At 72.3% G+C, this 24,557-nt stretch carries 12 protein-coding genes; 4 read left to right on the forward strand and 8 right to left on the reverse strand.

Translation table 11 applies throughout. From position 1 onward, the window contains the following. Positions 1 to 36 precede the first annotated feature (36 nt). On the forward strand, positions 37 to 1,470 hold the full coding sequence (locus ACFWEE_RS06235; RefSeq protein WP_386886851.1) for a hypothetical protein: 1,434 nt from the start codon (positions 37 to 39) through the stop codon (positions 1,468 to 1,470). Positions 1,471 to 1,783: 313 nt separating this feature from the next. Beyond that, the gene (locus tag ACFWEE_RS06240) at positions 1,784 to 2,281 is read left to right on the forward strand and encodes a phospholipase (protein WP_386886853.1); all 498 of its coding nucleotides are present in this window, start codon (positions 1,784 to 1,786) and stop codon (positions 2,279 to 2,281) included. A 63-nt stretch (positions 2,282 to 2,344) separates the two neighbouring features. Here the strand turns inward: ACFWEE_RS06240 and ACFWEE_RS06245 are convergent, their stop codons facing one another. The 7 genes from ACFWEE_RS06245 to ACFWEE_RS06275 are packed head-to-tail and all read right to left on the reverse strand — an operon-like array spanning position 2,345 to position 17,988. Next, positions 2,345 to 3,781: a condensation domain-containing protein gene (locus tag ACFWEE_RS06245; RefSeq protein ID WP_386886855.1), complete on the reverse strand. Its 1,437-nt coding sequence runs from the start codon at positions 3,779 to 3,781 to the stop codon at positions 2,345 to 2,347. Beyond that, positions 3,774 to 4,052, reverse strand: coding sequence for a phosphopantetheine-binding protein (locus ACFWEE_RS06250; protein WP_386886856.1), 279 nt, complete (start codon positions 4,050 to 4,052; stop codon positions 3,774 to 3,776). Before ACFWEE_RS06250 ends, ACFWEE_RS06245 begins: the two co-directional genes overlap by 8 nt. Beyond that, positions 4,049 to 4,255: an MbtH family protein gene (locus tag ACFWEE_RS06255; protein ID WP_386886858.1), complete on the reverse strand. Its 207-nt coding sequence runs from the start codon at positions 4,253 to 4,255 to the stop codon at positions 4,049 to 4,051. The genes ACFWEE_RS06250 and ACFWEE_RS06255 overlap by 4 nt, the downstream gene beginning before the upstream one ends. Then, positions 4,252 to 7,383 carry an amino acid adenylation domain-containing protein gene (locus ACFWEE_RS06260; RefSeq protein WP_386886860.1) on the reverse strand — a complete coding sequence of 1,044 codons (3,132 nt, stop codon included), beginning with the start codon at positions 7,381 to 7,383 and terminating at the stop codon, positions 4,252 to 4,254. The genes ACFWEE_RS06255 and ACFWEE_RS06260 overlap by 4 nt, the downstream gene beginning before the upstream one ends. Next, positions 7,380 to 8,897 carry a class I adenylate-forming enzyme family protein gene (locus ACFWEE_RS06265; protein WP_386886861.1) on the reverse strand — a complete coding sequence of 506 codons (1,518 nt, stop codon included), beginning with the start codon at positions 8,895 to 8,897 and terminating at the stop codon, positions 7,380 to 7,382. Before ACFWEE_RS06265 ends, ACFWEE_RS06260 begins: the two co-directional genes overlap by 4 nt. Beyond that, complete coding sequence (locus ACFWEE_RS06270) at positions 8,894 to 14,632, reverse strand: amino acid adenylation domain-containing protein (RefSeq protein WP_386886863.1); 5,739 nt, start codon at positions 14,630 to 14,632, stop codon at positions 8,894 to 8,896. Before ACFWEE_RS06270 ends, ACFWEE_RS06265 begins: the two co-directional genes overlap by 4 nt. After that, positions 14,629 to 17,988 (reverse strand): amino acid adenylation domain-containing protein, encoded by a 3,360-nt coding sequence (locus tag ACFWEE_RS06275; RefSeq protein WP_386886865.1) that lies wholly within the window; start codon positions 17,986 to 17,988, stop codon positions 14,629 to 14,631. Before ACFWEE_RS06275 ends, ACFWEE_RS06270 begins: the two co-directional genes overlap by 4 nt. Positions 17,989 to 18,594: 606 nt before the next feature. Between ACFWEE_RS06275 and ACFWEE_RS06280 the strand changes: the two genes are divergently transcribed. Both ACFWEE_RS06280 and ACFWEE_RS06285 read left to right on the forward strand, forming a co-directional pair. Then, complete coding sequence (locus tag ACFWEE_RS06280) at positions 18,595 to 20,949, forward strand: chitobiase/beta-hexosaminidase C-terminal domain-containing protein (RefSeq protein WP_386886866.1); 2,355 nt, start codon at positions 18,595 to 18,597, stop codon at positions 20,947 to 20,949. A 463-nt stretch (positions 20,950 to 21,412) separates the two neighbouring features. Next, positions 21,413 to 22,609 carry an IS701 family transposase gene (locus ACFWEE_RS06285; protein WP_386886867.1) on the forward strand — a complete coding sequence of 399 codons (1,197 nt, stop codon included), beginning with the start codon at positions 21,413 to 21,415 and terminating at the stop codon, positions 22,607 to 22,609. A 3-nt stretch (positions 22,610 to 22,612) separates the two neighbouring features. Here the strand turns inward: ACFWEE_RS06285 and ACFWEE_RS06290 are convergent, their stop codons facing one another. Further along, complete coding sequence (locus ACFWEE_RS06290) at positions 22,613 to 24,538, reverse strand: helix-turn-helix domain-containing protein (protein WP_386886869.1); 1,926 nt, start codon at positions 24,536 to 24,538, stop codon at positions 22,613 to 22,615. Between the last annotated feature and the right edge of the window lie 19 nt (positions 24,539 to 24,557).

Below are 24,557 nucleotides of genomic sequence, written 5' to 3' on the forward strand. Positions count from 1 at the left end.
TCCCTTCCCCATCCTGATCCGTCCGAGAGGCATCCGATGGCAACCAGCGAGTCAGCCCCCGCCGGTACGGAGTCCGGCACCCCCGGCTCACCGGTCCCCCGCGCCGCGGCAGTAGCGGTCCTGGCCGAGGAGCCGTCCACCGGGCTGTTCCCGGCGAAGACTCCGGCCGGGACCGCCCCGGCACCGGTCGGCGGGGGTACCCCCGCCACGGTGTCCGGTTCCGCCGCCCCGGCCGCCGAGGGCGAGAGCGAGGGCGAGGGCGAGGAGGCGAAGACGCCCCGGGCACCGGCCGAGGAGCGGCCCGGAGCCGGGACCGAAGAGCGGCCCGGAGCCGGGACCGAAGAGCGGCTCGGGCCCGAGACCCGGCCGGAAGCCGCCACCGCCGGCTCCGGCACGACCGTTTCCGCTGTCGCCGAGGCGAGCCGGGACGACTCCGCCGCGAGCACCACTGCGGCGACGACCGTGGGCGCCACCCGCACCCGCCGTACCGGTGTGCTCCCTCTGGGCCGCCCCGGCAAGCCGCTGATCGCCGCAGCCGTGGCCGGTGGGCTGGTCCTCGTCGGTGTGCCCTTCCTGATCTCCGGCCTGTCCGGATCCGGCGACGACACCTCCGTGCCCACCGCACTCGCGCCCGCGGGCAGCCGGATGGGCCCCGACGGCTCCGGCCCGGGTTTCGTGCCGGGCCGGCAGAACGCCCCCAGTGACGCCCCGCAGAAGCCCCACGGCACGTCCACCACCGGCTCCACCGGCTCATCTGCAGGCGGCTCCGGTACGGGCGGAACGATGACGGACGCGATCCACGAGACCGGAGCGAAGGACCTCCCCGCGGCGGGCAGCGCCGAAAAGACCCCGAGCCCCGGGGAGGCGAGCGCCGCGTCCGGGAGGGACACGGGAGCGGCCGACGCTCCCGCACCGACGAAGGGGAGCACCGCCAAACCGGTGGCGCCCCAGCAGGAGCCGGTGGCCGCGGTCACGTACAGCCACCTCATCGGCCCCGGTTGCGAGACCCCCGGCTTCGCCACGTCCGACCAGTGGCGCGACGGCCTCCAGGGCTGGGTCGGCAGAACCGGCAGCCAGACGTCCTACGGATGCAGCGGTTTCTACTACAGCGTTCCGCTGTCCAACAGCACCACGACGTCGGACGGATACGCCCAGTGGAAGTTCCCCACCGGGTCGGTGACCAACGGCACCTGCCAGGTCTCCGTCTACATCCCGAACGTCAAGGACATCACCCGGGTCGGGGGCAACCCGGCTCACTACGTCGTCCACCGCTACTTCGAGGCCAAGCCGAGCACGCAGATCGGCACCTTCGAGATCGACCAGCCCTCGCACCTGGGGCAGTGGGTCAACGCCGGTACGTTCACGGTGAGCACGGGCAAGATCTCCGTCGTGCTGGAGAACCGCGGCAAGACCTCGGGCAACCGGCACGCCGCCGCCGCTCCGATCAAGGTGGACTGCAGGGCCTCGTAACCACGCGCCGTCGCACCCGTGCGCCGGGGGACGGCCGTCGGGCCCGGTACGCGCCGGCCGGACCGACCGGGCCGGCGCGCTCCGCCGCTTCCGTTCCCCGCTCATGCCGCGGTACCGGGGCGTACGAGTCCGCCCGGGCGGGAGCGGCGGCGGCGCCCCCATGGCCGTCGCTCGACGAACACGTCAATTCCCGGCGTCCAGTCCGCGCAACACCTAGGCATGACAGGTTCATGACGGCATTCTCGAGGCAGACCTCATCGACCCCACGAGGTGCACGCTCAGCCGGACTCCCCCACATCCAGAGGAGATTGCCATGCGTCGCCAGGTCGCCATGTTGCTCGGCACCGTCGCCCTCTCGCTCCCCCTCGCCCTGCTGCCCGCCGCGTCCGCCTCGGCCGCGCCCGCGGACAAGCCCCAGGTACTCAGCTCATGGACCCAGACGAGCGCCTCCAGCTACAACAGCTGGAACGCCGCCCGCGGCAACCAGGGCGCCTGGGCCGCCTACGGCTTCGACTGGTCGACCGACTACTGCAGCACCTCGCCCGACAACCCGTTCGGCTTCCCGTTCCAGACGGCCTGCGCCCGCCACGACTTCGGCTACCGCAACTACAAGGCCGCCGGCACGTTCTCCGCCAACAAGGCACGCCTCGACTCCGCCCTCTACTCCGACCTCAAGCGCGTCTGTGCCGCCTACTCCGGCGCGACGCTGACCTCGTGCAACGCCACCGCCTGGACGTACTACCACGCGGTGGACATCTTCGGAATCGCACCGGCCGGGACGAGCACCGCCGGACTGCCCCGGTCCGCCTGACCGGTCCTCCCTCCCGAGGCTCGGGCCATGGGGCGGCCCGAGCCTCCCGGTCCGGAGCGGGGGTCAGGAGCGGGCGCCGTCCTCGCGCCCCAAGAGCCCGGGCAGATCGGCCAGCAGCGGGGAAGGCCCGCACGCGGCGGCGGTGACCAGTTCCTCCAGCGCCTCCAGGTGCGCCCGGATCGCCGCCGGCGGCAGGTACGCCGTGTCGGCGGTCAGCATGACGGCGAGCGTGCCCTGTTCCTCGGTCACATGGACGCAGTAGCGGCAGCCCAGCCGTTCCTGGGTGGCGGGGAAGGAGAACCGCGTACGCGTCCGGGCCCTCCTCAACTCGTCGGCGCCCGGCGGAGAGCCGTCCGCCGGCGGACGGGTGAAGAACCGCTGGTCGTTGTAGCAGCAGTACGGATGCACGGGGGTGCCGCGTTCCCTGCCGATCCGCTCGCGGAGCGCCTCCCACGCGACGGGGTCGTACGCGGCGGCCCGGTACCCGGCCATCGCCGCACGCCACGCCACCGGCAGCAGGTCCGTGAACCGTACGGCTCCGGTGGTGTCGAGGAGGAACGGAGCGTCCTGCGACAGCATCGCCACCAGATCCCGGTGGTCCGCGGAGGTGCGGTTGCCGACGATGGGCATCATCGCGGCCGTGCCGTGCCCGCCGTCGGCCGCGACGAGAGCCGCCATGCCGGTCATCAACACCGTCGACCCGCTGACGCGGTGGGCGGCAGCCAGCGCGTCGGTGGCCATGGCGAGGGCCTGCGACACCAGCATGCCGCTCCAGAACCGGGGCGTCCGGGGGGCCGCGGCCTGCCGGGGAAACATCGTCGGAGGGATGCCGCGGTAGAAGGACTCCCAGTGGGCCAGCGCCCGCTCGCTGCGGCGCACCCCCGCCGGTCCGCGCTGTTCCACGGCGAGATCCATCGGGGTGGCGCGCGGCTTCCGGCCCGCGGAGCCGCGTACGACCAGCAGCCGCAGGTCGCGCACCACCTGTTCGGCGGCGTGTCCGTCGCAGGCCAGGTGACACAGCACCAGCACCGCGTGCGTGACCCTGCCCCCGCTGCGCACCGCGCCGACCCGCAGCGGCCACTCCTGTTCGTAGTCGAACCGGGTGGCACTCAGCCGGTCGAGCAGATGCCGCGCGGTCGCGTCCGCGTGCTCCGGCCGCGGTTCGTCGACCACGGTCAGCGGCAGCCGGCCCGAGTCCGACAGCGACTGGTCCGGCGTCCGCTCCGTCCCCCGCAGCCTGGTCCGCAGGGCCTCGTGGCGTTCCACCAACGCGGCGAGCGCGGCGGTCAGCTGGGCCGGCTCCGTCGTCCGGCCGCGCTCCCCCAGGGGAAGGATCCGGCCGATGTTGAAGTAGACGTCGTTCGGGGCGGTCCGCAGGATCGCGTTCCAGATCGCCTGCTGCCCCCAGGTCAGCGGCGCCGTCCCCGAGCGGTCCCCGGCGAAGGGGACCTCGATCACCTCGGTGGCGAGGTCCGCCGCCGGGGCCTCCGGCTCACTCACGGGGCGCTCCGGCGTCCGCGGCGTCGACCCGGGCTGCCAGCGTGTCCACGGTTTCCCGGTAGAACGACGGGTCGCCGAGGTCGACCTCGACACCGAACTCCTCCTCCAGGGCGTCGGCCAGCCGCAGCAGGCCCAGCGAGGTGACTCCCGCCTCGGTCAGTGTCGCTCGGGACGTGAGGAGTTCGGCCGTGCCGATCTGCCCGTCCATGGCCTCGTGGATCAGCACGGCGAGCCGGGCGCGCGTCCCGGTGGCGGGGGCTGGGGCGTTCACCGCTGTTCCCGCTCCGCCAGCCGCCGACGCAGGCTCAGCGGCCTGATGTCGGGCCAGACCTCGTCGACGTGGGCGACGCACTCGTCCTCCGTGCCGCTGAATCCGTCCGGCCGCCAGCCCTGCGGCGGGAGCGTTTCGGCCGGCCACAGGGCGTGCTGCTCCTCCTCGTTGACCACCACCTGGTAGCGGATGCTCGCGTTCAATTGCTTTCCTCCATGAGATCGGTGACGCAGGCCGCGACACCGTGGACGGTGGGGCTGTCGAAGAAGACGTCGAAGGGGACCGACACGCCGAACTCCTTGCGGATGCGGCCCGCGATGGCGGTGATCGTCAGTGAGTGGCCGCCCAGGTCGAACAGGTCCTCGTCGGGTCCGAGGTCCTCCAGGTCGAGCACGTGCCGCCAGATCGCCAGCACGGCGGCGACGACTCCCTGCTCCCCGCCACCCTGTTCCCCGCCACCGGTGACCTGCTCGTCCGTCGTGTCGCGGTGCCGCGGCGGCTCGGGCAGACGGGCCCGGTCGAGCTTCCCGTTGGGGGTGAGCGGGAAGGCGTCGAGCGTCACGTACGCGGCGGGCAGCGCGGCGGCCGGCAGGCTCCGGGCCAGATGGGCGCGCAGGGCGTCGGGAGACGGCACCGGGCCGGCCGGTGCGGGCACGACATAGGCCACGAGCCGGTCCTGTTCACCGTCCGCGCCGTCGCGGAGCACGGCCAGGGCCTGGGCCACCTCCGGACGGCCCAGGAGCGCGGTCTCGACCTCGCGGAGTTCGATCCGGTGTCCGCGGATCTTGACCTGGGTGTCGGAGCGGCCCGCGAACTCCAGCCTTCCGTCGGTCCCAAGCCGGACCAGGTCCCCGGTGCGGTAGAGGCGGGAGCCGGGCGGGCCGAAGGGGTCGGGCACGAACCGGCTCGCGGTGAGCCCGGCCCGCCCGCGGTATCCGTGCGCGACTCCGCTGCCTCCGATGTACAGCTCGCCGGTCGTCGCGTACGGCAGCGGGCGCAGGCGCTCGTCCAGGACGTAGGTACGGGTGTTGGCCAGCGGGCCGCCGATGGTGACGGGGGCGTCCGCCTCGATGTCGGCGCAGGTCGACCAGACCGTGGTCTCCGTCGGACCGTAGACGTTGACCAGCCGCCCCACGGCGCGGCGCAGCGAGGCCGCGAGGGGCGTGGGCAGCGCTTCCCCGCCGGTGAGCGCGACGAGGCCGGGGGCGTGCAGTCCGGCGGCGAGCATCAGCCGCCAACCGCTCGGCGTGGCCTGTACGTGGGTGAGCGCGTGGCGTTCGACTAGCGCGGTCAGCGCGTCGCCGTCGCGGTGCCGCCCCTCCGGTACGAGGACGACGCGACCGCCCGTGACGAGCGGGACGAAGAGCTCGACGGTGGAGATGTCGAAGGAGAGCGAGGTGAGGCCCAGCCAGCGGTCCCCGGGCCGCGCGCCGGCCGTTTCGCCCATCGCGGCCAGCAGGTTCGCCAGCGCCCCGTGCGGCACCTCGACTCCCTTGGGCGTGCCGGTGGAGCCCGAGGTGTACAGCACGTACGCGGGGTCTTCGAGGGCCGGCGGTGCCGGGGCGGGGGGTGGGGTGCCGGGCTCGTCGAGGGGTTCCGGGGCGAGGACGCCGGGCCCGGGTTCCTCGGAGACCTGGAGGGTGAGGCCGGAGTCGGCGCGGATGAACGCCAGCCGCTCCGCGGGGTGGTCGGGGTCGAGCGGCAGATAGGCCGCTCCGGCGGTGAGCACCCCGAGCACGGCGACGAGCTGGGCGGCGGACCGGGGCAGAGCGATGCCGATCAGGCTGCCGGGGCCGGCGCCCCGTTCGCGCAGCCGGTGCGCGAAACGGCGTACCGCCGCGTCGAGCCGGGCGTAGCTGATCTCGTCGTCACCGTCGACGACGGCCACGGCGTCCGGGGTGGCCGCGGCCTGGGCCGCGAACAGGGCGGGCAGGCTGACGTCGGCGTTGCCGGGCGCGGACGTGGTGTCGGTGAGCAGGAGCGCGCGCTCCTGCGGGGGGAGCAACGGCAGGCCGGCGAGGGGGGTGTCCGGCGCGTCCAGCACGCCGTCGAGCAGGGTGAGGAAGTGGGTCAGGATACGTGCGGGGGCTTCGGGGGCGAAGGCGGCCGTGCGGTACTGCAGGCTGCCTTCGAGCGCGTCCGGTGAGTCGACGAGCTGGAGGTGGGCGAGGTTGCGGGCGGTACGGGCGAAGCCGATCCATGCGGTACGGACGTCCAGCGCGTCACCGAAGCCGGCCTGCGCCGAGGTGGTGCGGCGCCGGTAGCTGAGGGAGAGCGGGCACAGTGCCGTGCGCGGTGTCAGCCCACGGACGGCGCGGCTCAGCGGTACCGGTCGGTGGGCGTACAGGGCCCGCAGTTCCTCCCGGACCTCGTGGGCGAACTCCCGGAACGGGATGTGCGGCCGGGGGTGCGTGAAGAGCGGCAGCTCGTTGACGTGGAGCCCGGCCCGCCCGGGTGCGGCGGGGGCGCGGGTCGAGAGCTCGACGGCGGTGGCGGGCTCGGTGTTGCCGTACCGCAGCAGGAGCGCGTGCCAGGCGGCGGTCAGCAGTTCGAACCGGGTGAGCCCGAGCGCGTGCGCGGTGGCGGTGAGGCGGGCGTACCGTCGGCCGTCGAGCCGGAAGTCGGCGGCGCTGCCGGGAGCGGGAGCGACCGGGTCCACCAGGGAGGGTGCGGCCTGTCCCGGAAGGGCGGGAGCGGCGCTCTCCTGCCAGCGGCCGGCCCAGAACCGGGCCGCGGCGTCGACGGCCTGCCCGGTGAGAGCGGGCGCGGCCGAAGGGGGTGTGTGCGGTTCACAGGGTGCGGCGGCGGGGGCGGGGTCCTGGGTCGCGGCCCGGTAGTGGCGCGCCAGCCCGGACACAAAAACGTCCTTGGACTCGCCGTCGAAGACGATGTGGTGGGCGACCAGCAGCAGGGTGTGGCGGCCGGGTCCGACGGTGAAGAGGGTCGGGCGGACCAGGGCAGACCCCGGGGCGAACGCGGCGGCGGTCTCCTCCTCCTGGAGTTTCTCCAGGTCCGCGGGGGCGCAGGTGTGGTGGCGCACGGAAGGAACCGGCCCGGGGACCAGAGACGGTCCGGTCGGGTCGACGCGGGCGGCGAGCACCGGGTTGTCGTGCACGAACCAGGTCCACGCGGTGTGCAGGGCGGCGAGGTCCAGCGGCCCGCGGAAGTGGAGCGCGACGCTGAGGTGATAGGCCGAACCGGTCCGCATCGCCTGTTCGGTGACCCAGACACCGTGCTGGGCCGGGTCGAGCGGGGCCGGACCGAACGGGACGGGTCCGGGCACGGTCCGGCCGAGCGGGGCGTCGGCCGCGGAGGGTGTGGGCAGGGTCATGAGATCGCCTCGTCGTCCAGGAGCCGGTGCAGTTCACGTTTGAGGACCTTGCCGCCCTCGTTGCGGGGCAGGGTGTCGCGGAAGAGGAACCGGGCCGGGAGCTCGTGGGCGGCCAGCCGGTCCAGCAGGAAGGACCGCAGCCCGGGGACGTCGGGCTCGCCGTGCCGGGGTACCACGACGGCCGCCACCACACTGCCGAGCACCGGATGCGGGATCCCGAAGGCCGCGGCGTCGGCGATCTCGGGGTGGGCGTGCAGCGCGTTCTCCACCTGGATCGTGGAGACCTTGTACGCCCCGGACTTCACCACGTCGCGTTCCCGGTCCAGCAGGTGGAGGTAGCCGTCGTCGTCCAGCATCCCGAGGTCGCCCATCCGCACCCACCGGCCCTGGAAGACGTCCGTGCCGCTTCCCTCCGGTCCGAGGTAGGAGCGGGGCGAGGCGGGCGAGCGCAGCCAGATCTCACCGGCCTCGCCCGCGGGTACCGGGCGGCCGTCACGGTCGGTGATCCGCAGCTGGTCGAGCGCGGCCGGCAGACCGGGCGAGTCCGGACGGCCGGGATCGAAGAGAAGGGTGATCTGCGCGGGCGCGGCCTCGGTGGAGGTGTAGTAGTTGACGATCTGCGCACCGTCGAAGACCTGCGACAGGCGCAGTGCGACGGGCTGCGGCAGCGCCGCGGCGGTGGAGCCGACCAGCCGGACCGAGCTCAGGTCGCAGCGCGAGAGGGCCGGGGAGGCCAGCAGCTCGATGGCGGTCGCCGGTACCAGGAACACGCTGCCGACCGTGTGCTCCTCGATCAGCCGGGCGAACCGCAAGGGGGTGAACTGCGGGGCCGCGACACCGGCGGCTGCCGCGTTCAGGCAGTTGACGAGCATCGTCTGGCCGGCGTTCGTACCGATGGGAAAGCTGTGGAGGAAGGTACGGGAGTGGCGCAGCGGCCGGCGTCGTTCGTCGAGGGTGCACCCGTGGGCCAGGTTGGCGTGGGTCGCGCGGACGCCCTTGGGCAGGCCGGTCGTGCCGGAGGTGTAGAGGTACTGCGCGGGCGCGCCGGGAGCGGGCGGCGCGATGTCCGGCGCCTCCTCGCCGCCCTCGGCCTCGATGAGGTCGCCCGGCGCCGCCCACACCCCCTCGGGCAGCCGTGCGGGCGGTGCGTCCGGTGCGTGCAGGACGGCGACCGCCCGGCAGTCGCTCAGGACGTGCGCGGCGGCGGCCGGCGCCATGCGGTCGCTGAGCGGTACGGCGACCCCGCCGGCCCGCAGGACCGCGCAGTAGGCGACGGCGTACTCCGTCCAGCGGGTACTTCCGTACCACAGGCCCACCGGCTCCCCGGGGGCCAGCCCGCGCGCGCGGAGGCCCGCGGCGAGGGCGGCGGAGCGGCGCTGCCAGCTGCCGAAGTCGAGGCTGCTCGCGCCGTTGTGCAGCGCGGTGCGGCCGGGGTGGAGCGCGGCGCGGTGGGCCAGCACCTCCAGCAGGGATCCGGGAGACGGCGCGACGGCCGTGCGCCGGGGCGCGGTCACCGCTGTGCCCCGGCCGGCACCGGAGCGGTGCCGGCCTCCAAGGACGCCTCGCGCTTCTTCTGCGCCGCCGCCAGGGTCTGGGCACGCTCCCTGAGCCCGACGAGGTCGTCCGGCTCGGCGTCCGGCACGTCGCGGTCGAAGCGGGCGAGCACCGGCCAGCGCAGGGCGAAGGCCACCAGCACCAGCATGACGAGGGAGAACAGCAGGAACATCAGGCCGATTCCGCGTCCTGGGCCGGTCCCGAGCACCCGGCCCACGCTTCCCGCCAGCACCCCGTCCTCGGCCAGCAGCGGGTCGAACAGCTTGACGCCGAGGGGAGCGATGAGGCCGTGGCCGATCGGCAGGGTGGACCAGGCCACCAGCGTGTTCAGAGCGAAGACCCTGCCGTGGAAGCGCTGCGCCACCTTCACCTGCACGATCGTGGAGTACACGCCGTTGACCATCGAGATGGCGCAGGCCATCCCGAAGGCTCCGGCGCCGATCACCCAGAGGTCGGCGCGCAGTCCGGTCACCGCGCTCGCCAGGGCGAACACGGCGGCCAGCGCCAGCATGCCGCGCACCCGGTGTCTGCGCGGTCCGCCCCACACCCCCATGAGCAGTCCGCCCACGACGGCTCCGGCGCCGCTCGCCATCGCCACCCCGGCCGCGTCGTCCAGGGTGCCGAAGGACAGCACCAGCGGTGTCACCAGCAGGAAGAGGGGCGAGAGGAAGAGGTTCAGTACGGCGAACCACAGCAGCATCGAGCGGAATCCACGGTTGTGCCAGGTGTAGGTGAACCCGTGTTTGATCTCGTCGACGACCGGTTCCCGGCGGCTCCACGGCAGCGTCCGGGGGAATCTGACGCACAGCAGCACGCCCACGGCGACGACGTAGCTGAGGATGTCGAGGATCAGCACGCCGCGCAGCCCGATGCCCGCCATGAGGGCGACCGCCACCAGTGGTACGACGAACTGCGCTGCACCGAAGGCGAGTTGTACGGCTCCGTTGGCGTGTCCGAGGTACCGCTTCGGGACCAGTTGCGGGACGGCCGAACTGTAGGCGAGGCGCTGGAAGGTCAGCGCCACGGACAGCACGGCGAGCAGGACGTACAGATACCAGGTGTCCAGTCGCCCGGCCAGCAGGAGGGCGAGCATGGCGACCTGGCTGAGTCCGGCGGTGAGGTCGCCGGCCAGCATCACCTTGCGGCGGTCGAAGCGGTCGACCACGGCTCCGGCCAGCGGGCCGATGAGAATGCCCGGCAGCATCGCGACGACGGAGTAGAGCGCGAACCGGGTCAACGACCCGGTCTCCAGCAGAATCCAGAGGGGCAGGGCGAATTCGGTGAGCGCGGACCCGATGATGGAGGCGAGCTGGCCGAGTACGACCGTGAGGAAGCGGGCCATGCCCGGTTCCGGCCCGTCCGCCGTCCCCGAAGCGGCGGGCGGGCCGCCGCCTCCGCGTGTCCTGTTCGGACCGGGGGCGCCGTCCGGTCCCGGTCCGGCGGCCGGCTCCGGGTCCGCGCCGTCCGGCCCGGCGGTGTCCCGCGCCGGGGCGCCGGTCCGGTCAAACGGACCGGCGGCCGGCTCCGGAGGCCCCGTCTCCCCGTGGAACCACCACGCCGCGTCCGGGGTCCGCTCCGGCAGCGACGCGGTGTCCTCCTCGCGCAGGGCGCGGTGCACCGTGGTGACCGCCTCGGCGACCTCCGCGGCCCGGTACTTGACGAAGAAGTGGCCGCCCTGGTCGATCACCGCGACCGCCGAGCGCTCGGCCAGCAGCAGCCACTCCCGGTAGCGCTCGGCATAGAAGTCGGCGGCCGGATCGCGGTCGCCCACCAGCGACACCAGGGGGGCGCGCAGCCGTGGTGCTCCCGCCTCCACGTCCGCGATCGCACCGGTGAACCAGTCCTCCGCGGCCTGCGAGTCGCGGCGCATGTTGCCCACGACGAACGCGGTCTGTTCGCGGTCGAGCTGGGAGGTGTCGACCCCCATCCCGGTGAGCCAGTTGACGTAGACCCGGTTTCCGAGCAGGGCCTCCAGGGAGGCGATCCGGCTCAGCGTGCCGAGCACGCGTCCGCGCGGTCGTGCGAAGGGGAACTGGGCTCCGGCGTAGACCGCTTCGAGTTCCCGGCCGGACGCCTCCAGCAGGCGTGCCGTCGCCACCGCCAGCGCGGTGCCGACGCCGCAGTGCCCGTACACGATCAGCGGGCCCTCGACACGTTCCTCTATCTCGGCGGCGACCTTCCTGGCCAGCTCTCCGAACGGCAGGTGCTCCTCGGTGACGCCGACGTCGTGACCGGGTATCGCGACGGACCAGAGCTCGTGGTCGTCGGGAAGCAGGTCGGCGACGGGCTGGTAGACGACCGCGCTGCCGCCTCCGTACGGCACACAGACCACGGTGGCGCGCCGGCGCCCGGCGGGGACCTCGGGGGTCAGCCGGTGCAGCAGCCTGCGGGGGCCCCGGGCGTCCTCGGGCAGTTCCGCCAGCGCCGCGAGGCCTCTGACGGTCCGGCAGGTGAACAGGTCCATCACGCTGACCGGACGGCCCCCGGCCTCCGGCAGCAGCGTCCGCGCCCGGGCCACGACCTGGGTGGCGAGCAGCGAGTGCCCGCCGAGGTCGAAGAAGTCCTCGTCCGCCCCGACCTCGTCCAGTCCGAGCACCTCGGCCCAGATCGCGGCGAGCACCCGCTCGGCAGGGCTCTCGGGTGCGAGGCCGGCTCCCGGGGCCCGGTGCACCTCGGGCTTCGGCAGTGCCCGGCGGTCCAGCTTGCCGTTGGGGGTGAGCGGCAGGGCGGGCAGGGCGGTGAAGGAGACGGGCACCATGTAGTCGGGGAGCACGAGCTTGAGCCGTGTCCGCAGCGCCTGTGGATCGAGGCCGTCCGGTCCGTCCTCCGTGACGAGGTAGGCCGCCAGCCGCTTGTCGCCCGGACTGTCCTCGCGTACGACGACGGCCGCCTCGGTCACGGCCGGCAGCGCGCGCAGGGCGGACTCGATCTCACCGGGCTCGATCCTGAGCCCGCGCAGCTTGACCTGCTGGTCGATCCTGCCGAGGTGTTCCAGCGTCCCGTCGGGGCGGCGCCTGCCCAGGTCGCCGGTCCGGTAGAGCCGTGAGCCGGGCGGTCCGTACGGGTCGGGGACGAAGCGGCTCGCGGTCAGGCCGGGCCGGCGGTGGTAGCCGAGGGCGACACCGGTCCCCCCGATGTGGATCTCGCCCGGGGCGCCGGGCGGTACCGGCCGCAGCGCTCCGTCCAGGACGTACAGCCGGACGTTGTCGATCGGCCGCCCGATGGGCACCGTGTCCAGGATCCCCTCGCACTCCCACGAGGAGACGTCGACGGCCGCCTCGGTCGGGCCGTAGAGGTTCGCCAGCGCGCAGTCCGGCAGCAGGGCCCGGAAGGCGCGTGCGGTGTCCGGCGGCAGCGCCTCGCCACTGCAGACGACCCTGCGCAGCCCGGTGCACCGGCCGGCTCCCTCCTCGGCGAGGAAGAGCGGCAGCATCGAGGGGACGAAGTGGGCGACGGTGACGGGGACCGAGCGGATCAGTTCCTGGAGGTAGGCGGCGTCCTTCTGCCCGCCGGGGCGGGCCAGGACGAGCCGCGCCCCGGTCATCAGGGGCCAGAAGAACTCCCAGACCGACACGTCGAACCCCGCCGGAGTCTTCTGCAGTACCCGGTCGTCGGGGCCGATCGGGTAACTCCGCTGCATCCAGAGCAGCCGGTTCACCAGGGCCCGGTGGGTGTTCGGTACTCCCTTCGGGCGGCCGGTGGAGCCGGAGGTGTAGATCAGGTACGCCGGATCGTCGGGATGCGGCCCCGCGCCCCGACGCGCGGCGGGAGCGCTCCCACGCTGCGCGTCGTCGTCCAGGTACAGCACAGCCGCGTCGCAGACCTCGGGCACGGGAAGACCGCGCTGGGCGAGCAGGACACGCGCTCCGCTGTCGGCGAGCATGAACTGCAGCCGCTCCGCCGGATATTCGGTGTCCAGCGGGGTGTAGCAGGCGCCGGTACGCATCACACCGAGCAGCGCCGCGACCAGGGCGTGCGAGCGTTCGGCGCTGACGGCGACCACGTCGCCACGGGTGACTCCGGCCGCGACGAGCCGGCCGGCGATCCGGTCGGCGGCCTCGTCGAGTTCCGCGTAGGTGAGCGTGCCCTCGTCGGCGGTCACCGCCACCGCCTCGGGGGTACGCGCGATCTGCTCGTCGATCAGGGACACCAGGGTGGCACCGGCCGGGAGCGTGACGCCGGTGGCGTTGAACTCCTCCAGCTCCAGCTTTCGCTCGTCGTCCGACAGGCCGTCCAGTTCGGACAGGGGCACGTCGGGGCGCTCGGTCACCGCGCGCAGCAGCCGGTCCAGGTGTCCCGCCATGCGGGCGACGTCCGCCTCGTCGAAGAGGTCGGTGTTGTAGTTGAAGGCTCCCCGCAGCCCGTCCGGCCACTCCATCAGGAACAACTCGATGTCGAACCGCGTGCCGGCGGCCCGCAGGCCGTAGGTCTCCGCGTGCAGCGCCCCCTCCGCCTCCCGCCGCTGTGCGGTCACGTGGTTCTGAGCGGTCGCAGAGTTGTGAGCGGTCGCGTAGTTCTGTACGGCGAGCACGGCCTGGAACACCGGCGGCCTGGAGACGTCACGTTCGACGCCCAGTTCGGTCACCAGCTGGGCGAACGGCAGTTCCTGGTGGGCGTAGGCCTCCAGGCAGGTCTCCCGTGTTCGCTCCAGCAGCGCGGCGAAGCCCGGATCCCCGTCGAGCCGGGCCCGCAGGGGCAGCACGTTGACGAACATGCCGACGAGGCCTTCGAGTTCGGGCTCCGTCCGGCCGGCCACGGGTGAGCCCACCGCGAAGTCACGCTGTCCGCTGAAGCGGGCGAGGAGCACCTGGAAGGCGGCGAGCATCACCATGTGGACGGTGGCGCCGTGGGCCTTGCCGAGAGCGGTGACCCGGTCGAGCAGCCCTCGGCCCACCTGGAAGCCGTATCCGGCCCCGTCGAACGTCTGCCGGGCGGCCCGGGGCCGCGTGGTGGGCAGCACCAGGGGCTCCACGCCGGCCAGTTCACGGGCCCAGTAGGCCACCTCCGCGGCAAGCGCGTCCCCGCTCAGCCGGTCGCGCTGCCACAGCGCGAAGTCTCCGTAACCGACCGGGAGTTCGGGCAGCGGATCCGGGTCTCCCGCGACCTGGGCGGTGTAGCAGCGCAGGATCTCGGAGATCAGGATCTCGCTGGACCAGCCGTCGCTGACACTGTGGTGCACCACGAGCAGCAGGATGTGCTCGTCGGGTGCGCACCGCACCAGAAGGGTCCGCAGCAGGGGGCCGGCGACGAGGTCGAAGGGCCGGGCTCCCGCCTCGTCCACCAGCCGTGCCGCGTGCGCCTCGTCGACCGCCTCGGCGACGGGCAGCGGAACGGGCGCGGGCTCGGCGATCTCCAGGACGGGCTTGCCGTCGTCGGTCGCCGGGTACCGGGAGCGCAGGGTCTCGTGCCTGGCCACCACCCTGTCCAGGGCGCGCTCCAGCGCCGCGTGGTCGAGTGGGCCACGCAGCCGCCGGGCCAACGGGATGTTGTAGGCGGCGGTGCCCGGCGCGAACTGCTCCATGAACCAGAGGCGTTCCTGGGCGAAGGAGAGCGGGGGCACCTCCCCGTCGTTCCGCCGGGGGACAGCGGGCCGGGGCGCGGCGGTGAGGCCGGTCCGCAGCCGGCGGCTCAGCAGGGCGCGCTTGGCCTCGGAGAGGCCTGCGGAGGACGTGGAGGACGTGGAGGTTTCGCTCATGACGGCGAACCGGTTCCTTCCAGGGAGTCGTCGTCACCGGCGGACAGGAGGCTCGCGGCCTCCTCGTCCGAGAGGGCATCGATTTCGGCCACCAGGGCGGCTTCCACCGCTTCGGCGAAGGCTGCGGCCGTCCGGTGCGTGAACAGGGTGCGCAGGGGGACGGTGAGGTCGACGGTCGCCCGGATCCGGGCGACCACCCTGGTGGCGAGCAGCGAGTGCCCGCCGAGGTCGAAGAAGTCGTCCATCGCCCCGACCCGGTCGATGCCGAGGACCTCGCGCCAGATGTCCGCGACGAGTTCCTCCGCCTCGGTGCGCGGGGCCACGTACGCCTCGCGCAGCGCGGGCCGCTGGTCGGGGGCGGGCAGGGCGGCGCGGTCGAGCTTCCCGTTGGGCGTGAGCGGCAGCCGCTCCAGGACGAGTACGGCGTTGGGCACCAGGTGTGCGGGGAGGGACGCCGCGAGCGCGGCCCGCAGGGCGGAAGGGTCGAGGACCTCGCTGCCGGGGGCGGTGTCCGCCCGGGGGCGGAGGCCGGCACCGGGAGTGTGCGGGCCCTCGGCGCAAGCCGCCGGGACCACGTATCCCACCAGGGCGTCCCCGCGGGCCAGGACCACCGCCTCCGCGACCCCCGGCTGTCGCATCAGCGCGTTCTCGACCTCGCCCGGCTCCACCCGGTAGCCGCGCACCTTGACCTGGCCGTCCAGACGGCCGAGGAACTCCAGCGCGCCGTCGTGCCGGTGCCGGACGAGGTCGCCGGTCCGGTAGCGGCGGGACCCGGGCGGTCCTTCGGGGTCGGGAACGAAGGCACGGGCGGTGGCGCCGGGCCTGTTGGTGTATCCGTAGGTCACCCCCGCCCCGCCGATCAGCAGCTCCCCGGGGGTGCCGGGCGGGACGGGGCCGCCCCGCGCGTCGCAGACAGTCACGCGGACCCCGCCGACCGGTGCGCCGATCGGCGGTCGGGTGCGGCTGTCCGCCGCCGCGAGGTCGGCGGTCGTCGCGATGATCGTGGTCTCGGTGGGGCCGTAGGAGTTGACGAGCCGGACCCGGTCCCCGAACCGGGCCCGCCAGGCACCGACCGCGGTGGACCTCACCTGGTCGGCGCCCAGGATCATCAGCCGCAGCGAGTCGGGCCATGCCACCGCGTCCAGGTCGGCGACCAGTTGGTGCCAGTACGGGGTGGGCAGGTCCATGACCGTGACGTCGGCGGTGAAGGCGTGGCCGAGCAGGTCCGGCAGGGCGCCGCCGGCTTCGGCGACGACCAGGGTGGCGCCGGAAGCCAGCGCCGGGAAGAGTTCCTCGGCGCTGGTGTCGAAGCTGAGCGAGGCGCAGTGCAGGACGCGGTCGGCGTGCGTGATGCCGTAGCCCTCACGCATCCACCGGACCCGTTCGGCGAGTGCGCCGTGCGGCACGAGGACACCCTTGGGGGTGCCGGTCGAACCCGAGGTGTAGATGACGTAGGCAGGGTCGTGGGGACGCGTGACGGGAAGAACGGCGGCGGGGGAACTGCCGGACCCGTCCGGAGCACCGGTCCGTTCGGCACCGCGGTCCGTGTCCGTGTCCGCAGGAGCACCGAACGCGTCCGTGCCCACAGGAGCACCGAACGCGTCCGTGTGCACAGGGCCGCCGAACGCGTCCTGGCCGTCGGCGGTCAGCGTCCGCACGCCTTCCGGAACCTCGCGCGCCCCTGCCCCGCCGGAGGTGAGGACGACCCGGGTCCCGCTGTCCTCGATCATGAAGGCGATCCGGGCCGGCGGGTAGTCGGGGTCGAGCGGCACGTAGGCCGCACCGGCCCGCCAGGCGGCGAGCATCGCCACGACCGCGCCCGGACCGCGCGGCAGGAGCACACCGACGGTGTCCCCCTGCCCGACCCCGTGCTCCGCCAGCCGCACGGCCAGCCGCCCTGCGCGCGACCACAGGGTCGCGTAGTCGAGTGACTCGTCGCGCCCCCGCAGCGCGGTCCTGGTGGGTCCGTTGCGTACCGCCTCCTCGACGGCGGCGAGCACGGTCGGCGGTCCTGCGGCCAGGGCCGGTCCCCGGCCCCGTTCGCGGAGGGCCGCGAGCTCCGACGCGTCCGGCATCGGCAGCCGGCGGACCGGGGTGTCCGGGTCGGCCACCGCGGCGCGCAGCAGCGTCTCGAACCACCGGCCGAGCCGGGCCGCCCATGCGGCGTCGATGAGGTCCGTCCGGTATCCGAAGACGGCGACGACGTCCTCGCCGTCCCGTCGCACGTCCAGGGTGAGGTCGAACTTGCAGGCCTCCATGCCCGGGTCGAGCTCGGTGCAGGACAGGTCGGCGAACGGTGTGGCGCGCAGCAGACCCGCGTCCTGGGTGTGAACGGTCAACAGGGTCTGGAACAGTGGCGTCCGCCCCGGATCCCGGTCCAGGCTCAGGGACTCGACCAGACGCTCGAAGGGGATCCGTTCGTGGGTGAAGGCCCCGAGGACGGTGCTGCGGGCCCGGCGCAGCAGATCGGCGAACCCGGGGTCGCCGGAGAGGTCGGAGCGCAGCACGAGCGTCCGCGAGAAGTAGCCGATGACCTGCTCGGCCTCAGGCTCGGTGCGGCCTGCGGTGGGGACGCCCACGCAGAAGTCCTCCTGCCCGGTGCACCGGTGGAGGACCGCCTGGTAGGCGGCGAGCAGGACCATGAACGGAGTGCTGCGCCGGGCACGGGCCAGCGCGTCCACCACCGGCCCGGCGCCGGTGATCACCTGCGTGTGGAAAGCACCGTGCGTGGAGGGCTGTTCGGGTCGCGGCCCGTCGAGGGGGAGTTCGAGGGCGGGGGCGTCGGCAAGGCGTTCCTGCCAGTAGGCGAGCGCTTCGCGCGCCTGCGGACCGTCCGCCTCCCGCGCCTCGGCGGCTGCCTGGGCGCGGTAGGGGGGCGGCTGGGTCAGCCCGGTGGCTCGACCGGTCCGGTGGGCGGTGTAATGCGCTGCCAGTTCGTCGCGGAGGATGTTGAGCGACCAGCCGTCGGCGACGATGTGGTGCAGGACCACGCACAGGACGTGCTCGCTGTCGCCCGTCCGGAAGAGGGACACCCGCAGCAGAGGCCCTTGCCCCAGGTCGAAGCCGCGGTTGGTGCGCTCGGCCAGCAACGCCTCCAGCCGGTGGTCGCCGGCCCGCAGGTCGATGTGTTCGATGGCCACCGGAGCGGGCGCGCCGACCACCACGGTGGGGGTGCCGTCCTCGTCCGGAAAGCGCATGCGCAGCGACTCGTGCCGGGCCGCCACCTCGTCGAACGCGGACCCGAGGGCCGACGGCACCAGATCACCGGTCAGCCTCAGCACGAGGGGGATGTTGTACGAGGGGTCGTCCGGCTCCAGCTGGTGCAGGAACCACAGCCGTCTCTGCCCATGAGTCATGTCAGGACACAGAACTGGAACACTCATCGGGCTCCCCCGGGCGCGACGGTAAAGCCGACGAATTCAAGCCAAACTTGGCTTCAGATGTTTCGATGTTATGAACAGCACACGCGCGAGTCAATACAACTCCCCTGCCCACGAACGGACTTGAGCGCTCCGGTCTGCTGGCCGCACCCGGCCGCACACGGGCCGGAACAACGCGTCCGCGACCGGCGACGGAATCGAACTCGCAGGTGAGGGCCGCTCTCTCCACGCCGAGGCGGAGCCCTGCCGCGCCGCCCGGGTCGCCGGACGCGGCCGGACGGGAGGGCACGACGGTTGCCCACCTCCCGGCTCGGGCCGAACCCAGACGCGACTGGGCGCACAGTAGGCGTTCAAGACTTGAAGCGTGTCCATCTCCTTGACGGTTCACCCTTGTCACTCAACACTGCCTTGACGGCGCCAGCACCTCGCTCATCCGTAGATTGAGAGCGTTTTCAAGAGGTTCATTCAAAGGTCCGCAGAGTTGGCAAGGCGATGCCCGCACAGATGTCGAGACCGTCTGCACCCTGTCCTCCGCGTTGATCCGGTGTTCACTTCGCGAAACCAGGTGAAAGGACTCCCCCCATGCGCAACTCCGTCCCGCCCGGCCGCACGAGACCCCTGCCAGGTCCGAAGCAGCGCGTCATCGCTCTGCTGAGTGCGCTCCTCCTCGCGCTCGTCGGACTGCTCGGCCTCGATCAGAGCGCCGCTCCCGCCTCCGCAGCCGAGGCCGACTACACCCAGAGCGTCACTCAACTGAGCTCCACGCAGGCTCAGATCTCCTTCACACCGACCACGTCCGCGGTCTACGTCGATGTGCACTACCTGGTCAACAGCGCCAACCAACAGAACGTCCGTATGACCAACGGTGCGGGCACGTGGACCCAGACCGTCGGCTCGCTCTCCGCCGGAACGGTCCTGGAGTACTGGTTCACCTACGAGAAGAGCGGGCCGCAGTACGACACGCCCCACTTCACGTACACCCAGGGCGGTGGTGGCACCGGCACTGTCGCCACACCCACCTTCACTCCCGCAGCGGGCACCTACGCGTCGGCCCAGAGCGTGACGCTCGCCGACGCGACCGCGGGCGCGAGCATCCGCTACACGCGTGACGGCTCCACCCCCACCGCGTCGTCCACTCTGTACAGCGCGCCGATCAGCGTCACGGCCACCACCACCATCAAGGCCATCGCCATCAAGTCCGGACTCGCCGACTCCGCGGTCGCCAGCGCGACTTACACGATCGGCGCAGCGGCGAGCTGCCCCACCCAGTCGGACACGCCGGACTTCGGCCCGAACGTGCACATCTACGACCCGAGCATGTCCAGTGCCACCATTCAGGCGCAGCTCGACGCGCAGTTCGCCCAGATGAAGGACACCGCATCCGCGCAGTTCAGCGAGAACCGGGTGGCACAGCTCTTCAAGCCGGGTACGTACGCCGTCGACGACAATGTCGGCTACTACACCTCGGTGGCGGGTCTCGGGCAGAATCCGGGCGACGTGACGATCAACGGACACGTCACCGTGGACGCCTTCAACGCCTCGGACGCGGGCAACGCGACGCAGAACTTCTGGCGCTCGGCCGAGAACCTGGCCATCAACCCGGTGGGCGGCAACCGTTGGGCCGTGGCCCAGGCGGCCCCGTTCCGCCGGATCGACGTCCGCGGCGACCTGCAGCTCTACCCGGCCAGTTACGGCTGGGCGAGCGGCGGCTACATCGCCGACACCAAGGTCAGCGGCCAGGCGGCGTCCATCTCGCAGCAGCAGTGGTACACCCGGGACAGCAACGTGGGCAGCTGGGCCGGCGGCGTGTGGAACATGGTCTTCTCCGGCACCGCCGGTGCTCCCGCGAACACCTTCCCCAACCCGCCCGAGACCACCTTGGCCACCACCCCGGTCTCCCGTGACGTGCCGTATCTGTACGTCGACGGCGCCGGAAAGTACCGCGTGTTCCTTCCGTCACTGCGCACCAACGCGTCGGGGGCGAGCTGGGCGAACGGCAGCACTCCCGGCACCTCTCAGCCGATGAGCCAGTTCTACGTGGTCAAGGCCGGCGACACCGCCGCGACCATCAACAACGCCCTTTCCCAGGGCTGCAACCTGTTCGTCACGCCGGGCGTCTACCACCTGAACCAGACGCTGAACATCACCCGGCCCAACACGGTCGTCCTCGGCATCGGCTACCCGACCTTCGTCCCGGACAACGGCGTCAACGCGATGCAGGTCGCCGACGTGGACGGAGTCCGTCTCAAGGGACTGCTGATCGACGCCGGAACCACCAACTCGGCGGCGCTGCTGACCGTCGGCCCGTCCGGATCGTCCGCGAGCCACGCGAGCAACCCGACGACCGTCCAGGACGTGTTCTTCCGGATCGGTGGCCAGATCGCCGGCAAGGCGACGACCAGCCTGATCGTCAACAGCAACAACGTGATCATCGACCACATCTGGGCCTGGCGGGCCGACCACGGCAAGGCAGGAAGCTTCGGCTGGACGACCAACACGGCGGACACCGGCGTGATCGTCAACGGCAGCAGCGTTCTGGCGACCGGTCTCTTCGTCGAGCACTACCAGAAGCACGAAGTCGTCTGGAACGGCCAGAACGGCAAGACGATCTTCTTCCAGAACGAGATGCCGTACGACGTGCCCAACCAGAGCGCGTGGATGAGTGCGGCAGGGGTCAACGGATATGCCGCCTACAAGGTGGGCGCGGGCGTCACCACCCACGAGGCGTGGGGACTGGGCAGCTACTGCTACTTCAACGTCAACCCCGCGGTGAACAGCTACCACGCCTTCGAAGTGCCCAACACTCCCGGCGTGAAGTTCCACAACGCTCTGACGGTCTCACTCGGCGGCGTGGGCACCATCACCCATGTCATCAACGACACGGGGGCGGTGACCGCCTCGGACACCACTCCCAGCAATGTGGTCGCCTACCCATGAGGCAATGACCTGACGTGAAAGGCGGGCCGGGGCTCCTCGCGGTTGCGAGGGGCCCCGGTGTCATCCCCGTGCTCGACAGGCTGCGCGTCCGCGGCCCGGCCGGCCGGCCCCGCAGGCGGCCCGACGCGCTCGCCTGGGAGAGGCCACCCCTCCCCCAGGGTCTTCTTCAGCCTTCTCAGGGTTGTCCCGCAATGCGTGGTGGATCAGTGCGCGGTGTGTGATGCGGGCACCGGCAGCGCGGTGAGCGGTACCGGCTGTCGCACCTTGCGGTGTCCCGCGCGCCCGCCCCTCCGCGACCGCGCCCCACGGGCGGTGTCCCAGCCACGTCTGCGCCGCCCAAGTCGATGCCCCGGCTACCTCGTTCACACGTTCCCCATTGCTCAGGGTTGCAGCGTGACCGGACGGATTCTCTTTACCGCATGGCTGGAGCATGGTGAATACGAAGGTTTCCTCCCCACCTGAAATGGTTTCTGTCGCCACCGTGGCCGAACGCGTCCCACGGCGCGGCCTGTTCGACCCGACGGTCGCCGACGACGTCCTCGCCGGACTTCCGCCGGCCCTGTTCACCGAGTTCCGCAGGAAGGACCAGCGGGACAAGGCCGAGCAGTATCTGCGCGGTCTTGTCTGCGCCGAGGGACGCAAGTCCGTGCGGAACATCGCGGCGCTGGTGGGCGGTGGCGCCGCCAAGCAGAGCCTGCACCACTTCATCACCGGTTCCACCTGGGACTGGAAGCCGCTGCGCGCGGCGCTCGCTGCCCACCTGATGCGCACCTTCACCCCGCAGGCCCTGGTGGTCCAGGCGATGCACATTCCGAAGACCGGGGAGCACTCCGTGGGGGTGAACCGGCTGTTCGCCCCGCAGCTGGGCCGCATGTTCCATGGCCAACAGGCTTTCGGCGTATGGCTTGCCTCCCAGCGGCTGAGCTCCCCGGTCCATTGGCGGCTGCATCTGCCCGAGCCCGGGGGGATCGACCAGGATCATCTCGATCGCTCCGATCTCCCCGAAACCGTCAGACACGAGAGCCTGGGCGCCTGTGCCACGAGCGCCGCTCTGGAGACAGCGCACCTTGCGCAGTCCGGCGCCCTCCCCGTCGTCATCGACCTGCGCGGGGGCCAGGTGCGCCCGGCGGTCTCCCGGTTCAGGGCGGCTGGGATCCCCCTGCTCGGACGTATCGGCACCTCCGTGCCGGTGGTGGTGGCCGACCGGACGATGCCGGGTTTCGGTGCGGGTCCGCTGAACCCGCGGCAGATCCTTGAGTCCACCAGGGGCCTGCGCAGGCCGGTGCACTGGCCGGACGCCGCCCGGCGGCACGCACTTCGCACCTCGCTCGTCTCCGCGGTCCGGGTGGCGCTGCCCCATGGCCCCGCGAGACGGCCCCGCCCCATGCTGCTGCTCGGCGAGTGGCACGACCCGGACCGGCCCCCCGCCGGAATGTGGCTCACCGACCTGACGCACCTTCCGGTGGCGCAGATGCTGCGGACCGCGAAGCTTGCCCACCGTGTCGAGCAGGACTTCGCCGACATCGGCGAAGCGGTCGGTCTGCGAGACTACGTCGGCCGTTCGTTCCCCGGCTGGCACCGGCACGTCACTCTCGCCTCCGCCGCCCATGCCGCGAGCATCCTGTCCGTCAACGGCTGCGCACCGCAGGCGGCTTACTAGTGTCTAGCTGCTTCGGCGCGCGCCCAGGACCTGGCGGGCGCGGCGGAGCCGGAGGGCCAGCTGCACTTCGAGGGCCCGCTCGGGCTCGTTCCACTGTTCGCCGAGAAGTTCGGTGATGCGCTCGATACGGCGGGAGACCGTGTTGGGGTGCACGTGCAGTCTCTCCGCCGCGTTGGTGGGACTGGAGCCTGCTGCGAAGTACTGCTCCAAGGTGGCGATCAATTCCGTCGTACGGTCCGTGTCGTAGTCGAGGACCGGCCCCAGGGCCGACTCGATGAATCCGTCGACATCATTGTCGTCGGAGAGGAGCAGTCCCAGGAACCCCAGGTCCTGTACGGAGGCCACACCCCCCACCCCGTCGAGGGCGGTCAGTGCGTCCAGGCACCGCACCGCTTCCCGGTACGACCGGCCGGCTTCCGCGGCCGAGGCCTGGGGGCCTGCGGCGCCCACCGAGACGGGGTGGCCGAGCAGCGGGGAGAGCTCGTCGGCCACGGCGCGGGCAGTGGCCGAGGCGTCAGTGCCCGGAACCATGAGGACGATGCGGCCGTTGTCGACCATCTTCAGGCCGCTCACGCGGAAAGCGTACGAGGACGCCCATCCCCCGGCCCGCTTCGGCTCCCCGCCCTCCGGCCGGGCCACGAGCAGGACGTGCGGGCTGTCCAGATCGATCCCGAGCCGGGTGGCGCGCTGGGTGATCTGGCGCGGCACGGGCGCACCGGCCGGCAGGCTCAGCAGTTCCTCGAGCAGCTCGTCTCGGACCGATCCCTCCGCGACGGCCCCGCTGCGTTCCATCACGAGCTGCAGCGCGAAGACCTGAGCGATCGTCCGCAGCAGCCAGACGTCCTCGTCGAGGAGTTCGGCAGCCGGATACAGGACGAGCGAACCGAGCACTTCCTTCCCGGCGGTGACCGGGGTGGCCCAGGCCCGGTCGCCCACCCGGGCGGGGCCACCGCAGGTGTACGCCTCGAGTACCGCCTCGTTGAGGGCGTCCTCGTCGACTCCGGCGATCTCGCCGCCGGCCGCCAGCACATGCCCAGCCAGATCGCGGATCTGGAGGGTGCTGCCCAGGACCGAACCTGCGGTATCGACGAGTACGTCCAGGTCCGTTCCGTCGATCAGGAGGTCCATGATCCGGCGGTACATCGCACTCATCTGCCCGAGGCGTGTGAGGCGGGTACGGACGCGCGCCCCGTCGCTCTGCGACTCGGCCAGTTGTTCCCGCGCCCGCTGGAGCTGCTCCACCCTGCCGATCGCCACCGCTGCGATGTCCGCGAGCGAGCAGATCAGATCGATCTCGTCGGGAGTGTAGTTGCGCACCCTGCGGTCCGCCCCGTACAGCACCCCCAGGGCCTCGCCCCTCTGGAGCAGGGGGACGGCCATGAGCGCGCGCAGCCCCTCGGCCTCGACCACCCCGTCGATGGTGTCGGAGTGTGCGATGGATCCGTCCTCCGAGTAGTCGGCGGTCCACAGCGGCGCCCGGCATCGCATGGCCTCCGCCCCCAGTCCCCGGCCGCCGCCGAGCCGCAGGCCCGTGTTGAGCGCCGTGGTGGAACCCTCGGAGCAGCGCACGTACATGCCCTCGGCATCCGGCAGGGCGATGTACGTCATGTCGAAATGCAACAGACGCCTGCCCCAACGGGCGATCAGCGGCAGCAGGCCGTCCAGCTCGCTCGGGGACGACAGGTCCCGGGCGGTGTCGATCAGAGCCGCGAGTCCGGCCTCCCGCTGGTGACTCCTGGCGGTGGCGAGACTCACCACGCGCGCCAACTGCACCGCGGACTCGATGCCGGCCAACCGCTCGGGCCCGTGCCGGTCCTCCCTGCGCACGCGCTGCAACAGCGCCTCCAGCCGCCCCGCGGGCGCCCCCTCGGCCAACAGCTTCAGAATGGACAGCAGTTCGTCATCCCCGGTCGATACCTCTCCCGGCATGCCACGCTTCCTCTCGCTC

This window comes from Streptomyces sp. NPDC060184 (assembly GCF_042728795.1).
Lineage (GTDB): Bacteria > Actinomycetota > Actinomycetes > Streptomycetales > Streptomycetaceae > Streptomyces.

Excerpts from the sequence above, each read along its gene's own strand:
- ACFWEE_RS06235 (WP_386886851.1), top strand. The coding sequence starts at position 37 with ATGGCAACCAGCGAGTCAGCCCCCGCCGGTACGGAGTCCGGCACCCCC.
- ACFWEE_RS06270 (WP_386886863.1), bottom strand. The coding sequence starts at position 14,632 with ATGAGCGAAACCTCCACGTCCTCCACGTCCTCCGCAGGCCTCTCCGAG.
- ACFWEE_RS06290 (WP_386886869.1), bottom strand. The coding sequence starts at position 24,538 with ATGCCGGGAGAGGTATCGACCGGGGATGACGAACTGCTGTCCATTCTG.
- ACFWEE_RS06260 (WP_386886860.1), bottom strand. The coding sequence starts at position 7,383 with ATGACCCTGCCCACACCCTCCGCGGCCGACGCCCCGCTCGGCCGGACC.
- ACFWEE_RS06275 (WP_386886865.1), bottom strand. The coding sequence starts at position 17,988 with ATGACTCATGGGCAGAGACGGCTGTGGTTCCTGCACCAGCTGGAGCCG.
- ACFWEE_RS06285 (WP_386886867.1), top strand. The coding sequence starts at position 21,413 with ATGGTTTCTGTCGCCACCGTGGCCGAACGCGTCCCACGGCGCGGCCTG.
- ACFWEE_RS06280 (WP_386886866.1), top strand. The coding sequence starts at position 18,595 with ATGCGCAACTCCGTCCCGCCCGGCCGCACGAGACCCCTGCCAGGTCCG.
- ACFWEE_RS06240 (WP_386886853.1), top strand. The coding sequence starts at position 1,784 with ATGCGTCGCCAGGTCGCCATGTTGCTCGGCACCGTCGCCCTCTCGCTC.